We start from the raw sequence: 15,155 nt of genomic DNA on the forward strand, positions 1-15,155 counted from the left end.
GTTATTTTAACTGTTTTAGTTTGTGTTCAATAACCGGATCGTCAGGAGCCAGTTGTTGCGCCACTTTAAGCAATTTTACGGCATCTTTAGGGTGTTGCTCTTGGTGTTTTAGAGCAACATCTAACAAAGGTTGCACATCAACGTTTTCTTGCTCTTCTTTTACATGCTCCGCTTTTTCATCAATTAAAATGTTATGGGCTGTACTCAATAGTGCCAAGCGGTGTGCGGAACTCGCATTCGCTTTGTTAAGGCGGCGATAGTAGTCTTCTTTAAAACGCAGTGTACGTGTTTGCTGGCGAAATTGTGCAATATCGACTTGCTGGTGGCGCATAAAGTCAACGGCAACATCTTTATAAAATCCAAACTTACTGAGGTAAGTGGCATGTACACTGTGTCCCATTCCGAACACTCTTAGATGATTAAGCTGTGGGTAGCGCTTAGCGTGGGCACGGTCGATGCGATTTGTTGGGTCGTAAATAATGTAGCCTTTAGCGTGGCCTAAATCTAAGTCATGGTAATCACCGTGCCAATCAAAATTTTGTGCGATATCTGTGCTTGAGCGATCATCCCATGGCACTTTATCTTTATTTTTGGTGCTGACAGGGTGAAATAATAGTACTTTGTCGAGTTTTAATAAGTTAGCGAATGCACCTACTGCAAAGCCACCACGACTCAAGCCGTAACCTAATCGCTCGGTAAAGCAACTAACTAAAGGTGCCAATTGCTCAATAAAGAAAATCAGATTCCGATGTCTAAACCAATTGCTTTTCCCTAAATGTTGAAACGCAATTATATTTATTCCCTGCTTTTTGGCGAGCTTATAGCCCCAAGGAGTAAAGTCGTCGGTTAAGTCATGTTCTTGATAATTGGTACCAGCAGGAGAGAAGGTAAATAGCAGTGGCTTATTAGCATCGCTGATGTGATATTTCATATACACATCACCAAGCAAGTCGCCGCCAATAAATGGTAGTTGATTTTGCTGTTCGTCGCGGGGTAGCTTGGTCCACTCATCTAACCAATACAATAATTTCATACATACCCCATCTTACCCTTGAAACAAAGGTGACGTATTTTAGCAAATTTGGGGGCTCATTTAAATGACAGTGATTTTATGTCTCACTCATTGTCATTATTTGCTGCCAGTCATGTTCAGTCACGGGCATGACTGACAGTCGGCCGCCTTTTTTAAGGGCGATTTCGGTAATTGACTCATTGGCTTTAATTGCTTGTAAGCTCACTGGCTTTTTAAGGTGTGATTGATATTTCACATCGACCACAAACCAGCGAGGGTTGTCTGTTGTTGCTTTGGCGTCATAGTAGTCGCTATTTAAATCGAATTGTGTTGGGTCAGGGTAGGCATCACGCGTTATCGTGGCAATGCCTACCACACCAACTGCTTTGCAACTGGAGTGGTAAATCATCACCAAATCACCTTGCTTCATGTCATCACGCATGAAATTACGGGCTTGATAATTACGTACGCCATCCCACATAGAGGTTTGCTCAGGTGTGTTTTTTAGATCATCAATTGAAAATGCATCGGGTTCGGTTTTAAAAAGCCAATAAGCCATAATGAGGTGCTCTTACAAAGATTTACTTCCAATTAGTCTATAGTATCATTAAACGCTTGTCGGGATTGAGGATAAATAAATGAGCCAAGTATTAGATGATTTGCTGTCATTAATGGCGCTAGAAGAAATTGAACAAGGCTTATATCGTGGCCAAAGCCAAGATTTAGGGTTTAGAGCTGTTTTTGGCGGCCAAGTTATGGGCCAAGCTTTATCGGCCGCTAAAGAAACGTTACCCGAGGGGCGCATCGTTCACTCTCTGCATTCTTACTTCTTACGCCCAGGGGATGCTGCAAAACCGATTGTTTATGATGTAGAAAACATTCGTGATGGTAGAAGTTTTAGCACCCGCCGTGTGAAAGCCATTCAATACGGTAAACCTATTTTTTATATGACGGCGTCATTCCAAGGCGATGAAGAGGGGTTATCGCATCAAGCGCAAATGCCAAGTGTGCCACAGCCTGAAGAGCTAAAGTCGTCTCTTGAATTCTATCAAGCGAATGCCGAGCTTATTCCTGAACCTATACGCAATAAGTTCATTCGCGAAGTGCCGATTGAAATGCGCCCTGTGACTTTTCATAACCCATTTAAGCCACAAGTTATGGAGCCAGTGAAACATATTTGGTTTAAAGCCAATGGCGAGATGCCTGACGACCAGCGCATTCATAATTATTTACTTGCGTATGCATCGGATTTTGAGTTCTTACCAACGGCCTTACAGCCCCACGGTGTATCATTTATGCAGCCGAATATGCAGGTTGCAACGATTGACCATGCAATGTGGTTCCACCGTCCGTTTAGACTTGATGATTGGATTTTATATTCGATTGATAGCCCAAGTGCGAGCTCTGGACGTGGTTTGGTGCGAGGCCAATTCTTTGACCGTCAAGGCAACTTGGTTGCCTCAACGATCCAAGAAGGGGTCATGCGTCAGCGTTAACCTTTTGAGTGCTTAGCTTGGCTTTGCACTATGTCGTCAATTGACTGCCAGACGCGTGCTGGCAGCAATGCTTTAAGGTATATATACACCTCACACAGCTCACTGCTACCCGTTAAGCCTTGTTCTGTTTCAGTGATCAGCTTCTGCTCACGTAAACTTGTAATAAAACCAATGAGTACTTTCTTATCAAAGAATTCAGGGGTTTTAATGCCGTGTAACGTTCCTAAACGCTCTGCCAATACTTGGCTTTCATGCTCAAGTTCAGCACGCTCAATGCCATGACTGGTTTGGATAAAACCAATAACGATTGCATAACGTTGTAAAGTTAAGCTTAAAGCGCGACCGAGTATTTCTAGTTTTGCTAAGCAATCACTGCTGTTGGTGATTTTTATATTATCACCGTCAATTTCAATGAGGTCTTGATCAACAAAGCTGGCAAGAACACGCGTAATGTAGTTTTCATCTAACTCATGTAAGAACCACTCTTTGGCAAATAGTGGGTAAAAGCGTGCAATCAAAGCGTGGCAATCTGCCATCGTCGTTTTATGCGCTTTAAATAAATGCAGTGCAAGTAAGCTTGGCACAGCAAATAAGTGCAATACGTTATTACGGTAATAGTTGAATAACGTTTTCTCTTTATCGTTGATAGCAATGATTTCACCAAACTCATCGCTGATAACATCAAATTTATTGAGCTTTAATGCATGTTCAAGTAGTTGTTCTGCCGTTTCGTCAGGTGTTGTTACTTTGTCGCTATAACTCGCGCTGCGTTGTAAATGTAGATAAAACTCAAGCTGAGCAATCAATTTAGGCTTACTTAACGCATGTTTATCATTAACTAATAAAATCATAGCCAGTAGATTCACCGCATTGAGTGCCGCGGCGCTATTAATATTAACCATGACTTTATCAGCAAGGTTGGCGACCTGCGGCCCAAGCCATTGTGGTTTTTGTACATCGGTTGGGTGAATAGATTCACGCCAATCAGGTTGCTGCTCATTCAGGTATTGGTTTATCGAAATAGGGTCGCCAAAGTTTAAGTAACCACGCCCATAGTTTTTCAGGTTTTTAATCGCTTTAAAGATACCTAATATCGACTCACCTTTTTTATCGTTACCGGCAAGCTCTTTTAAGTAGGTATTAATTTCCATTACGTGCTCATAACCTATGTATACAGGCACAATCGAAATAGGGCGATCAATACCTCGTAGCATGGCTTGCAACGTCATAGCGAGCATACCTGTTTTTGGCGGTAACAAACGACCAGTTCGGCTACGGCCACCTTCAGTATAAAACTTTACTGAATAACCTTTGATAAACAGCTGACTCAGGTATTCTTTGAATACTGATGAATACAGTTTATTGCCCGCGAATGAGCGGCGAATAAAAAACGCACCGCTACGGCGGAATACACCACCGGCTGGGAAGAAGTTTAAGTTAATACCTGCCGCGATATGCGGCGGTACCAAACCTAAATGGTAAATAGAGTAGGTCAGTAATAAGTAGTCCATATGAGAGCGGTGACACGGCATATAAATAATCTCGTGGCCTTTATCAGTCAGCTCATTGACTTGTTCAGAAAACTTAATATCAATACCGTTGTAAAGCTTATTCCATAACCAAGTTAACACGCGATCAGCAACACGAATGGTTGCATCACTGTAATTTGCCGCTATTTCATCAAGAAGTTTCAGCGCATTTTGGCGTGCTTGCTGTTGGCTGATGTTCTTTTCTTTGGCTTCAATTTGAATGGCTTTTTTAATTGTTGGTGAAGCAAGTAGCGAATTGAATAGCTGCTCTCGCGATGGCATTTTAGGGCCAGTCGCGGCCAGTTTTTGACGTTTGAAGTGAACGCGTGCAACACGCAGTAGTTTGTGTGGTAGCTCATCCACGTCTGCTTTTTCGTTCACTAGCAGTGATAAGTCCAGGGGCTGACTAAAACGAATAAAATTATCGCGCCCAGAGAATAGCAACACAAAAAACTTGCGGAACCAACTTGGTGTGAGCGAGTGCGATACTAACGTCCCTAAGCCAGGTTTTTCTTTACCTGGGTTACGACCCCATAAAATAGTCACGGGGATCACTTGCACGTTTTTCTCTCCCGTGCGCATCAAATGATCAATGATTTGCTTGCCTTGTTGCAGCGCATTACTGGGTTTACTTTTGTCCCCAAATAATGGCGGAGGGTTTTGAATACCAATAAAGCGATTAAGTTCAGCATGCCCTAAAAGCTGCTCTTGTGTTGGGTCTGGTAGACCATATTTTTTACACACGCGCGCGAGTGCAGCCAAATCTGAGCGTGCATTAAGCTTAACTATATAGAAAGTCGGGTTAGCTGGGTTTAGGTTATATTGTTCAATCGGGTTGTCAGGCAGTACCTTGCTTCTTACAAACAAGCGGTTCATACCTGCTGACATAAAATTCAAACAACGATTAATGATACGCATCAACTCACCAAAGTAAATAAAGTAGTAATAGAGGCAAAAATAAGCGCAATAGAATAGCAATTATTAACTGGACTGACCATTTAAAAGCGATGCTTGCGCGCCTCAGACTGCACTAGTATAAAGTAAAGACGGCAATGTTATTGATAAAGTTCGAAAATTAAACAAATTTTAATTGGGGCTGTGGATTTTTTCAAAATTGTTGTTGCATTTATCACCAATATCACTATAATACGCAGGCTTTCAAAATTCCCTCGGGAACTTGGAAGGAAAGATTAAGCTTGGATTTCAAGCTAATAAAACAGGAACTCCGATTTGGAGTTCAACGTAGATATAAGAAAGCAGCCGACATCTTAGTTAGTAAGATTGTTTCGGTCGTTTTTTTATGCTCTTTTTAAATGCTCTTTATATTGAGGTTTAAGAATGTCAAATCAACGCATTCGTATTCGCCTAAAAGCTTTTGACCACCGTTTGATTGACCAATCAACGGCGGAAATCGTGGAAACTGCGAAACGCACTGGCGCACAAGTACGTGGTCCAATCCCACTACCTACACGCTTTGAACGTTTTACTGTACTAACTTCACCGCACGTTAATAAAGACGCGCGTGATCAGTACGAAATCCGCACCCATAAACGTCTGATCGACATCGTAGAACCAACTGACAAGACTGTTGACGCTCTTATGCGTTTAGATCTTGCTGCTGGTGTTGATGTTCAAATCAGCCTGGGTTAATCGGAAGATTAGAGAGGTTTTAGGAAAATGGCATTAGGTCTAGTCGGTCGTAAAGTGGGTATGACACGTATCTTCACTGAAGATGGTGTATCTATCCCTGTGACAGTTATCGAAGCGACTCCTAACCGTATTGCTCAGATCAAATCTGAAGCAACTGACGGTTATAACGCGCTTCAAGTAACCGCAGGCACTAAAAAAGCAAGCCGTGTAAACAAAGCAGCAGCGGGTCACTTCGCTAAAGCTGGTGTTGAAGCGGGTCGCGGTCTGTGGGAATTCCGCCTAAATGGTGGTGAAGGCGATTTTGAAGTAGGCGCTGAGCTTACTGTTGAATTATTCAACGAAATCAACAAAGTTGACGTAACCGGTACTTCTAAAGGTAAAGGTTTCCAAGGTGGTGTTAAGCGCTGGAATTTCAGCATGCAAGACGCGACTCACGGTAACTCTCTATCTCACCGTGCTCCTGGTTCAATCGGTCAAAACCAATCACCTGGTAAGGTGTTTAAAGGTAAGAAAATGGCCGGTCACATGGGTGCTGAGCGTGTAACGACTCAAAACTTAGAACTAGTTCGCGTTGACGCTGAGCGTAACTTGCTTTTAGTTAAAGGTGCAGTACCTGGCGCTATCGGCGGTGACGTTATCGTTAAACCAGCTGTTAAAGCATAAGTCCTGGAGATTTAGTGATGGAATTAGCAATTAAAGACGCTTCTGGCGCTCTTGAAGTTTCTGAAGCTACTTTTGGACGTGAGTTTAACGAAGCATTAGTACACCAAGTAGTTGTTGCTTACGCAGCAGGTGCTCGTCAAGGTACTCGTGCTCAGAAGACACGTTCTGAAGTAAGCGGTGGTGGTAAAAAACCATGGTCTCAAAAAGGTACTGGCCGTGCACGTGCTGGTACAATTCGTAGCCCAATTTGGCGTTCAGGTGGCGTTAGCTTCGCAGCTAAACCACAAGATCACAGCCAAAAAGTAAACCGTAAAATGTACCGCGGTGCGATCAAAAGCATCTTATCTGAATTAGTTCGTCAAGAGCGTTTAATCGTTGTTGAACAGTTTGGTCTTGAAGCACCAAAAACTAAAGAACTAGTTGCTAAGCTTAAAGAACTTGAGCTTAAAGATGTTCTAATCGTGACTGAAGAAGTAGATGAGAATCTTTTCTTATCGGCACGTAACCTATACAAGGTTGACACGCGTGATGTAGCTGGTATCGATCCTGTAAGCCTAATCGCTTTCGATAAGGTACTTATTACAGCTGCTGCTGTTAAGCAACTTGAGGAGGCGCTAGCATGATCCGTGAAGAACGTCTTTTAAAAGTGATCCTTGCTCCACACATCTCTGAAAAAAGCACTATCGCTGCTGAAGAGAACAACACGATTGTTTTCAAAGTAGCTTCTGATGCAACTAAAGCTGAAATCAAAGCTGCAGCAGAAAAGCTTTTTGAAGTAGAAGTAACTGGTGTTCGCACACTAAACGTTAAGGGTAAAACAAAACGTACTGGCATGCGTTTCGGTCGTCGTTCAGACTGGAAGAAAGCTTACGTTACTCTTAAAGAAGGTAGCGAGCTAGACTTTGTCGGCGGCGCCGAGTAATAAGGGGAGTTAGAATTATGGCACTTCAAAAGTGTAAACCAACTTCTGCGGGTCGTCGTCACCTGGTTAAAGTGGTTAACCCAGATCTACATAAGGGTAAACCTTACGCACCACTACTAGAGAAAAACTCTAAGTCTGGTGGTCGTAATAACAAAGGTCGTATCACGGTTCGTCACATCGGTGGTGGTCACAAGCATCATTACCGTGTAATCGACTTTAAACGCACTAAAGATGGCATTCCAGCTGTTGTTGAGCGTCTAGAGTATGATCCAAACCGTAGCGCAAACATCGCTCTTGTATTATATGCAGACGGTGAGCGTCGTTACATTATTGCACCTAAAGGCTTAAAAGCTGGTGATTCAATCCAGTCTGGTGTTGATGCACCAATCAAAGCTGGTAACACATTACCAATGCGTAACATGCCTGTAGGTTCGACTGTTCACAACGTAGAATTAAAACCAGGTAAAGGCGCGCAAATCGCACGTTCTGCTGGTGCATACGTTCAAATCCTTGCACGTGAAGGTCAATACGTGACTCTACGTCTTCGTTCTGGCGAAGTTCGTAAAGTTCCAGCTGACTGTCGCGCAACACTTGGTGAAGTAGGTAATGCTGAGCATATGCTTCGTTCACTAGGTAAAGCTGGTGCAAATCGCTGGCGTGGTATCCGTCCGACAGTTCGTGGTGTTGCCATGAACCCGGTAGATCACCCGCACGGTGGTGGTGAAGGTCGTACATCTGGTGGTCGTCATCCTGTGTCTCCATGGGGTAAACCGACTAAAGGTGCTAAGACACGTAAGAACAAGCGTACTGATAAGTTTATCGTACGTCGTCGTACTAAATAATAGTTGAGGAATAGCCATGCCACGTTCTCTCAAGAAAGGTCCTTTTATTGACCTACACTTGCTGAAGAAGGTAGAGAAAGCGTTGGAAAGCGGTGACAAGAAGCCAATTAAAACTTGGAGCCGTCGTTCAATGATCATACCTAACATGATCGGATTGACCATCGCTGTCCATAATGGTCGTCAGCACGTTCCTGTGTTTATCACAGACGAAATGATCGGTCACAAACTGGGCGAATTTGCACCAACTCGTACTTACCGCGGTCACGCTGCGGATAAGAAAGCGAAGAAACGTTAAGAGGGGAATGATAAATGCAAGCATTAGCTAAACATAAATTCGCCTCTGGTTCGGCGCAAAAAGCTCGTCTAGTTGCAGATCAGATCCGCGGACTTCCGGTTGATCGCGCTCTAGAAATCCTGGCGTACAGCCCTAAAAAAGCGGCTGTATTAGTTAAGAAAGTACTTGAGTCTGCTATTGCTAACGCAGAGCATAACGAAGGTGCTGACATTGATGAGCTACGTGTAGCTACGATCTTTGTGGACGATGGTCCTACAATGAAGCGTATTATGCCACGTGCTAAAGGACGCGCAGATCGCATCCTTAAGCGTACAAGCCACATCACTGTTGTGGTTTCAGATAGCTAGGAGTATAAGTAATGGGACAAAAAGTTCATCCTACTGGTATTCGCCTAGGTATCTCTAAACCTTGGGTTTCTACCTGGTACGCGAATTCAAAAGATTTCTCTGATCAGCTTTTTGGCGATCACAAAGTACGTAAATTCCTTACTAAGGAATTAAAAGCGGCTTCTGTGTCTAAAATCGTTATTGAGCGTCCAGCTAAATCTATCCGTGTAACAATTCACACAGCTCGTCCTGGTGTTGTTATCGGTAAAAAAGGCGAAGACGTTGAAAAACTACGTCAAGCAGTAACTAAGATTGCAGGTGTTCCGGCTCAGATCAATATTTCTGAAGTTCGTAAGCCTGAACTTGATGCACAACTAGTAGCTGACGGTATTGCGTCACAGCTAGAGCGTCGTGTTATGTTCCGTCGCGCTATGAAGCGTTCGGTACAAAACGCAATGCGTATTGGTGCAAAGGGTATCAAAGTTGAAGTTAGCGGTCGTCTTGGCGGTGCTGAGATCGCACGTTCAGAATGGTATCGTGAAGGTCGTGTACCTCTACATACTTTACGTGCTGATATCGACTACGCAACTTCTGAAGCCTTAACCACTTATGGTATCATTGGTGTTAAAGTTTGGATCTTCAAAGGCGAAGTTATTGGTGGTTTACCACTAGTACAAGAGCAAGAGAAGCCAGCTAAACGCGCACCAAAGAAAGCCAAAAAAAGTGCTAAGTAGAGGTAGCGAGTAATGTTACAGCCAAAACGTACAAAATTCCGTAAAATGCACAAAGGCCGCAACCGCGGTTTAGCGCAAAACGGTAACAAAGTAAGCTTCGGTACTTTCGGTTTGAAAGCTACTGGTCGTGGCCGTATGACTGCTCGTCAAATCGAAGCAGCTCGTCGTGCTATGACACGTCACGTAAAGCGTCAAGGTAAAATCTGGATCCGTGTATTCCCAGATAAGCCAATTACGAACAAACCATTAGAAGTTCGTATGGGTAAAGGTAAAGGTTCTGTTGAATATTGGGTTGCTGAAATTCAACCTGGTAAAGTACTTTACGAAATGGAAGGTGTTTCTGAAGAGCTTGCTCGTGAAGCATTTAACCTTGCAGCGCGTAAATTACCATTCACAACAACTTTCGTAACTCGGACGGTGATGTAATGAAAGCTAGCGAACTAAAAGACAAAAGCGTAGAAGAGCTAAACGCTGAACTTCTAGGACTTCTTCGTGAGCAGTTCAACCTGCGCATGCAAGCAAGCACTGGTCAGTTAGCTCAGACACACACGCTAAGAACAGTACGTCGCGATATCGCGCGTGTAAAAACAATTATTAACCAGAAGGCAGGTCAATAATGAGCGATAAAATCCGTACTCTTCAAGGCCGTGTAATCAGCGACAAGATGGATAAGTCTTTCACTGTTGCTATCGCACGTTACGTGAAGCACCCAGTATATGGGAAATTCATCAAACGTACGACTAAACTACACGTACATGACGAAAACAACACAGCTCAAACTGGTGACGTAGTTACTATCTCTGAGTGTGCTCCTATTTCTAAGACTAAGTCTTGGACTTTAGTAGACGTTGTTGAGCGTCCAAAGAAAGCTTAATTTTTAATTAAGTTTACTTTTAAAAAGCCCCGGCACTTGCTGGGGCTTTTTGTTTTCAAACTCTAAACAGCCATTTCAGTTAGTGTTTACTGTCATTCATCTTTGTATGAAAAAGCTTGCGTAATTTGATTTACAGTAATTCGCAAGTGTTCAAAAAATAGACCACTCAATTAAATAGAAAATAACTATTTAAGTAATAAAGTTAACCGTGTCGTTTTAAGAAAGAGATATTTAATCATTTTTTTATAAGCTGGCTCAAAATTTATTATTGTCAAAAATAAGTGATGAAATACTTTTTCAGAATCAACCTTAAATAATAGGTTTATTTTTGAGCTATATTGTTACTTTGTTGTTTTGTTTTTAATTTTATATGTGTTTTTATCCAGATTTATGCTTTTGTAAATTTATTGTTTATATGTAATATTATAATTAATAATGTGAGGTGTGGAAATTATTTTTATCTCAAGTTACTGATTGTATTGGTTATTTATTTGATTTACATATATTTACATATGTATCAATAGTTTTATTTAATTGTTCCTTTTTAAATTTATAATGAGCTTTGCGTTTATGTACCTTTATTGGTTATTGATATAGGTGTATTGATGTAAAACGCAAATAAAAAATAAAATAATCATTTGGAAGGGAAAATGAGCAAGTTAAACACATTATCATTTAATATAAAGGCTGCCCTGTGTATAACAGGGCTTGGTTTATCACATTTTGCCACTGCTGCAGATGAAGGTAATGAGCAAGTTGAGCGTATTCAAGTTACGGGTTCAAAAATAAAGCGTATTGGTGATTTGTCTCCAACTCCTGTTACTGTTATTACGGGCGATGCGATGGTTAATGCGGGTATTACTAATGCCGCTGAACTATTAAGCGAGATGCCATCGGCTACAGTTGGTTTATCACCTGAGACAACAAACGATAACGTTTTTGCTAATGGCTTGAGTAATACAGACTTACGAGGTTTAGGTGCAGAACGTACGCTCGTACTTGTTAATGGACGCCGCTTTATTGCGGGTGCTCCGGGCAGTAGCGCCGTCGACTTAAATAATATTCCAACCGCAATGATTGAGCGTATGGAAATCTCAACCGGCGGCGCTTCAGCTGTGTATGGTTCAGATGCGGTTGCTGGTGTGGTCAATATTATTACTAAGAAATCATTCCAAGGCTTTGAATTTGATGCATCAACATCGCAGCCTCAACAAGACGGCGGTGAAGAGTCTTATGTATCATTCACTTTTGGTAACGAAGGTGAAAAAGCAAGCTTTGTAACGAATATCTCTTATTCGGATTCAAAACAATTACGTGGTGATCAACGAGACTTTATTCGTAACGGTGTTATTTCTTTAGACCACCCTGATAACTCAAATGATGAAGATGGCATTCCTCGTCGAATCATTTATGATCAAACAGGTAGCACAACGCTTGGCTTTTATAGTCCAACAGGTGATTTCTTCACATCTGATGGTCATTATATCTTTGCTGATGACGGTTCAATTCGTCCATTTGCAAGTGGTGAATATTTACCAGCAAGTTCAACGCCAGGTAGCCGTAATACGCAATATTATGTTGGTAATGAAGGCGATGGCTATCATTTCTTAAATCATAAATATGTGCGTACACCACTTGAGCGTTTAAATTTATCATCGAATGTGAACTATGCGTTTAGTGATGCTCACTCAATGGCATTTGAGCTTACGTATTCAAATACGCATGCCTATGGTGAAAGCTCGCCTGCATTCCATACTTTAAGTGGTATGCGTACAGATAATGCGTTCTTTAGTGATGAGACAAAACAGTTTTTCTCTGATCGTGATATGGACACATATACAGCGTATATTACTACAGACGCACTAGGTAACCGCGTATACGATCAAAAGCGTCAGCTTATTCAAGGTGTTTTAAGCTTTGAAGGTGAAATAACCGATAACTGGTTTTACTCAGCTTATGTACAACGTGGCTCAGTACAAGCGGATACAACTTGGCACGGTGAAATGCTTGTCGACAATTTTAATAAGTCATTAGATGCCGTTGAAATTGATGGCGATATTGTCTGTGCCGATCGTTCTAGAGATGAAGTAACTGCCCGTGAAGGTTGTGTGCCTCTTAATATTTGGGGAACAGGTCTTGCCTCGCAAGAAGCGCTTGATTATGTAAAGACAGATGCAACTCGCCGTGCAACAGTTGATCAAACAACTTATGGTGTAACGTTTAGCGGTGATTTATTTGAGCTAGAAGCGGGACCAATTGCTACAGCATTTACCATTGAGCATCGTAAAGAAGCATCATCAACTTTACCTGATCCCGCTATGCGTAAAGGATTGATTTTTAACAATCAATCTGAGGCATTATCAGGTTCATTTGATGTCAGTGAGGCCGCTGCAGAGTTCTCTATTCCGCTTGTTGTAGATGCATCATTTGCCGATGAAATTTTCCTTGAAGCGGCATATCGTTACATGGATTACTCATCAACAGGCACTGATGACGCATGGAAGTTAAGTTTTAACTATGTACTTAATGATGATATTCGTTTCCGTATTAATAAGTCTAAATCAGTTCGTGCACCGAACATAAATGAGCTTTATCAAGCCCGTTCAGAGACTTTTAAAAGCTTTGATGACCCATGTGAACAAGGCCAAATTGATAATGCAGGTGAGTATAAAGAAAACATCACCAATAACTGTCGCTCGCAAGGCATTCCTGAAGGTTGGGTTCCAAGTGAAGACTGGAAGCGTACTAACCACTCTGGTTTCAATTTAGGTAATATTAATCTTGAAAATGAAAGTGCGCACGATTTAACTGTTGGTGTTATATACACACCTTCATTTGTTGATGGTTTAAGTATTACTCTTGATTATTGGGAGTTCGATCTTGAAGATATGATCCGTACACCTAAAGCAAAAACAGTGATTGAAAGCTGTTATGAATTTGAGAGTACAGATAATCCATATTGCCCACTTATCTATCGTAATAAAGATACCTTTGAAATTGATTCGTATGATCTGAAACCTATTAACTCTGCAAGTAACAGTATTGCGGGTACGGATATGGAAGTAACATATTCATTTGATACAACATTTGGCTCATTCAGAATGAATATGCTTGCCACTTACATGTCTAAAAACGATGAAAACTTAACAGGTAAAGAAGCTGATAAACGTAATGCTGCAGGTGAGTATACAGATCCACGCTGGAAGGCACGTTTCACAACGAACTATACCTATGAAAACTTACAGGTAAATTTAATCGGTGCCTATCGCCACAGTACTGTTTGGTCAAACGACTGGGTAGCTGAAGATAATAACTATAACGATATCTCATCTTATACGAAGTGGGATTTAACAGCGCGTTATAATATTACTGATGGCCTACAAGTGCGTGGTGGTATGTTAAATGTATTTGACCGCACTCCACCAAGACACCCAAGTCTTTATGATGACGGTGAATACTTTGATTTGAACGGTCGCACCTTCACACTAGGTGTTAACTATAAGTTTTAATCCTTAAGTGTTTTGATAGCCCCAGCACATGCTGGGGCTTTTTGATTGTATATTCTAAAAGATGCTGCTTTTTTGTATCTGTTAAAGCTCTGGGCACTGAACTATTTCGTTTTTTTAACACTCTTAAAATAAAAAGTGAGGAGTTTAGGTGTTAAAGGGAAGCTACAAAGCATGGATGATTTCAATTGCGCTGCATGCTGTAATCTTGTTTCTATTTGCGCAGCATATGCGGTCTGTATCTGTATCACCTGTCTCTGATTCTGTGAATGTAATACACGCATACGTTAGTGTTGATCTCACGGCTTTACCTAGTATAAAAAAAAGTGAAAAAATAACCTCAAAAGAAAAGCAGAATGACTCAAGACTGAAACCGCAAACAAAAGAGGCTGAACCCAGTCATTTAGGACAGTCAGCTGATACAAAAGCGGCTAATCGCTCTTTGAAAGAGCCTAAAGCAGTTCAAGCTGTAGCCGCTGAACCCAGTAAAGAGGTAGAAACTTTAACTGCTGAGCCTAAAACGAATAGTGAAGAAACAGCTGAAAAACCATTTAAAAAGCTGAATCCTTATGCACCAATCCCAGAGCTTAAGTTTGAAAATGGCTTTTCTAATGCTTCAGCACTTGGTCAGATTGATGCTGCAAATAATAATTCGCCTGTAGGCGGGGTTACAGTGCCTGCACAATTAACTGTCTCTGATAAAGCAACAATACTTTGGCAAAATGGCAATGGCAGCAAGCGAACAGAAATGCTCAATGGGCTATGTTACGACATCGATTTTAATACCGTATTTGGCAAGTCAGGAGTACCAAGCGGATCGCCCAGACCCTGTGAAGATAAAGAGGCTAAATTATTTAAGGAAATAATGAATAAATGGCGCAAAAAATAACAAAATACTTTACCTCAACTTAACTTGAGCTTTTAAAGTGGCGTTTTTAAAAGGACGCTATTATGAACTCATTAGAAAACTACTTGTTAAGTTTGCAACTTAATAACTATAACACTTCAATTTCACAAATCGTCGAAATACAGATTCGTACTTGGCAGTCGCTGCAATCGAGATCGCTTTATGCTCGGGAGTTGTTAGAAACATTAAAGGTCACGCATTATTCACTACAACAGCAACACCATGAGTTATTAAAGCACGTGCTGCCGCTACTTGGTTATCAGACCAAACAACAACACGACAACATGCTGTTGATAGAACATAAACGACTCACTCATTGGTTAAATTTATCTTGAATTGTCATTAACCAGTCACACTGCTAGCGTCAAATAAGCTGCTTTAAGAAAGAAAAGTCGCTTA

18 protein-coding genes are annotated in these 15,155 nt (G+C 41.5%); 15 read left to right on the forward strand and 3 right to left on the reverse strand.

The genetic code is table 11. The annotated features are described in order from the left end of the window. Nucleotide 1: 1 nt before the first annotated feature. Both L0Z67_RS00955 and L0Z67_RS00960 read right to left on the reverse strand, forming a co-directional pair. Nucleotides 2-1,033 carry a cytosolic protein gene (locus L0Z67_RS00955; protein ID WP_237114695.1) on the reverse strand — a complete coding sequence of 344 codons (1,032 nt, stop codon included), beginning with the start codon at nt 1,031-1,033 and terminating at the stop codon, nt 2-4. Nucleotides 1,034-1,109: 76 nt separating this feature from the next. Then, nucleotides 1,110-1,571 (reverse strand): EVE domain-containing protein, encoded by a 462-nt coding sequence (locus L0Z67_RS00960; RefSeq protein ID WP_062568196.1) that lies wholly within the window; start codon nt 1,569-1,571, stop codon nt 1,110-1,112. A gap of 79 nt (nt 1,572-1,650) precedes the next feature. Between L0Z67_RS00960 and tesB the strand changes: the two genes are divergently transcribed. Continuing rightward, nucleotides 1,651-2,508, forward strand: coding sequence for an acyl-CoA thioesterase II (tesB, locus tag L0Z67_RS00965; protein ID WP_062568197.1), 858 nt, complete (start codon nt 1,651-1,653; stop codon nt 2,506-2,508). Here tesB and plsB read toward each other — a convergent pair. Then, complete coding sequence (gene plsB, locus L0Z67_RS00970; RefSeq protein WP_062568198.1) at nt 2,505-4,955, reverse strand: glycerol-3-phosphate 1-O-acyltransferase PlsB; 2,451 nt, start codon at nt 4,953-4,955, stop codon at nt 2,505-2,507. The genes tesB and plsB overlap by 4 nt on opposite strands. A 420-nt stretch (nt 4,956-5,375) precedes the next feature. Between plsB and rpsJ the strand changes: the two genes are divergently transcribed. From rpsJ to L0Z67_RS01040, 14 genes are all read left to right on the forward strand, one after another. Further along, nucleotides 5,376-5,687: a 30S ribosomal protein S10 gene (rpsJ, locus tag L0Z67_RS00975; protein ID WP_002957900.1), complete on the forward strand. Its 312-nt coding sequence runs from the start codon at nt 5,376-5,378 to the stop codon at nt 5,685-5,687. Nucleotides 5,688-5,714: 27 nt separating this feature from the next. Next, complete coding sequence (gene rplC / locus L0Z67_RS00980; protein ID WP_036974218.1) at nt 5,715-6,350, forward strand: 50S ribosomal protein L3; 636 nt, start codon at nt 5,715-5,717, stop codon at nt 6,348-6,350. 17 nt (nt 6,351-6,367) lie between these two features. Beyond that, nucleotides 6,368-6,973 (forward strand): 50S ribosomal protein L4, encoded by a 606-nt coding sequence (rplD, locus tag L0Z67_RS00985; protein ID WP_062568199.1) that lies wholly within the window; start codon nt 6,368-6,370, stop codon nt 6,971-6,973. Beyond that, entirely contained in the window at nt 6,970-7,272 is a 303-nt protein-coding gene (rplW, locus tag L0Z67_RS00990; RefSeq protein ID WP_054552368.1) for a 50S ribosomal protein L23, read from the forward strand. The genes rplD and rplW overlap by 4 nt, the downstream gene beginning before the upstream one ends. Before the next feature lie 17 nt (nt 7,273-7,289). Next, nucleotides 7,290-8,114 (forward strand): 50S ribosomal protein L2, encoded by an 825-nt coding sequence (rplB, locus tag L0Z67_RS00995; protein WP_036974212.1) that lies wholly within the window; start codon nt 7,290-7,292, stop codon nt 8,112-8,114. A gap of 16 nt (nt 8,115-8,130) precedes the next feature. Continuing rightward, the gene (rpsS, locus tag L0Z67_RS01000) at nt 8,131-8,409 is read left to right on the forward strand and encodes a 30S ribosomal protein S19 (protein ID WP_010376377.1); all 279 of its coding nucleotides are present in this window, start codon (nt 8,131-8,133) and stop codon (nt 8,407-8,409) included. Between the two features lie 14 nt (nt 8,410-8,423). Next, nucleotides 8,424-8,756, forward strand: a complete 333-nt coding sequence (rplV, locus tag L0Z67_RS01005) for a 50S ribosomal protein L22 (protein WP_055016519.1) — start codon at nt 8,424-8,426, stop codon at nt 8,754-8,756. Nucleotides 8,757-8,767: 11 nt separating this feature from the next. Beyond that, nucleotides 8,768-9,469 (forward strand): 30S ribosomal protein S3, encoded by a 702-nt coding sequence (gene rpsC / locus L0Z67_RS01010; RefSeq protein ID WP_062568200.1) that lies wholly within the window; start codon nt 8,768-8,770, stop codon nt 9,467-9,469. A gap of 12 nt (nt 9,470-9,481) precedes the next feature. Beyond that, a complete protein-coding gene (rplP, locus tag L0Z67_RS01015) occupies nt 9,482-9,895 on the forward strand; it encodes a 50S ribosomal protein L16 (protein ID WP_036974208.1) in 414 nt (137 codons plus the stop codon). Further along, nucleotides 9,895-10,086, forward strand: a complete 192-nt coding sequence (rpmC, locus tag L0Z67_RS01020; protein WP_004588692.1) for a 50S ribosomal protein L29 — start codon at nt 9,895-9,897, stop codon at nt 10,084-10,086. Before rplP ends, rpmC begins: the two co-directional genes overlap by 1 nt. After that, on the forward strand, nt 10,086-10,343 hold the full coding sequence (gene rpsQ / locus L0Z67_RS01025) for a 30S ribosomal protein S17 (protein ID WP_054552372.1): 258 nt from the start codon (nt 10,086-10,088) through the stop codon (nt 10,341-10,343). Before rpmC ends, rpsQ begins: the two co-directional genes overlap by 1 nt. 650 nt (nt 10,344-10,993) lie before the next feature. Then, nucleotides 10,994-13,852, forward strand: a complete 2,859-nt coding sequence (locus L0Z67_RS01030; RefSeq protein ID WP_062568201.1) for a TonB-dependent receptor domain-containing protein — start codon at nt 10,994-10,996, stop codon at nt 13,850-13,852. A 148-nt stretch (nt 13,853-14,000) separates the two neighbouring features. Then, nucleotides 14,001-14,738, forward strand: coding sequence for a hypothetical protein (locus tag L0Z67_RS01035; RefSeq protein ID WP_405128362.1), 738 nt, complete (start codon nt 14,001-14,003; stop codon nt 14,736-14,738). A 62-nt stretch (nt 14,739-14,800) separates the two neighbouring features. After that, nucleotides 14,801-15,091 (forward strand): hypothetical protein, encoded by a 291-nt coding sequence (locus L0Z67_RS01040; RefSeq protein WP_062568203.1) that lies wholly within the window; start codon nt 14,801-14,803, stop codon nt 15,089-15,091. Nucleotides 15,092-15,155 lie beyond the last annotated feature (64 nt).

The organism is Pseudoalteromonas sp. PB2-1 (assembly GCF_045040605.1).
In the GTDB taxonomy this organism is placed as follows: Bacteria; Pseudomonadota; Gammaproteobacteria; order Enterobacterales; family Alteromonadaceae; genus Pseudoalteromonas; species Pseudoalteromonas arabiensis.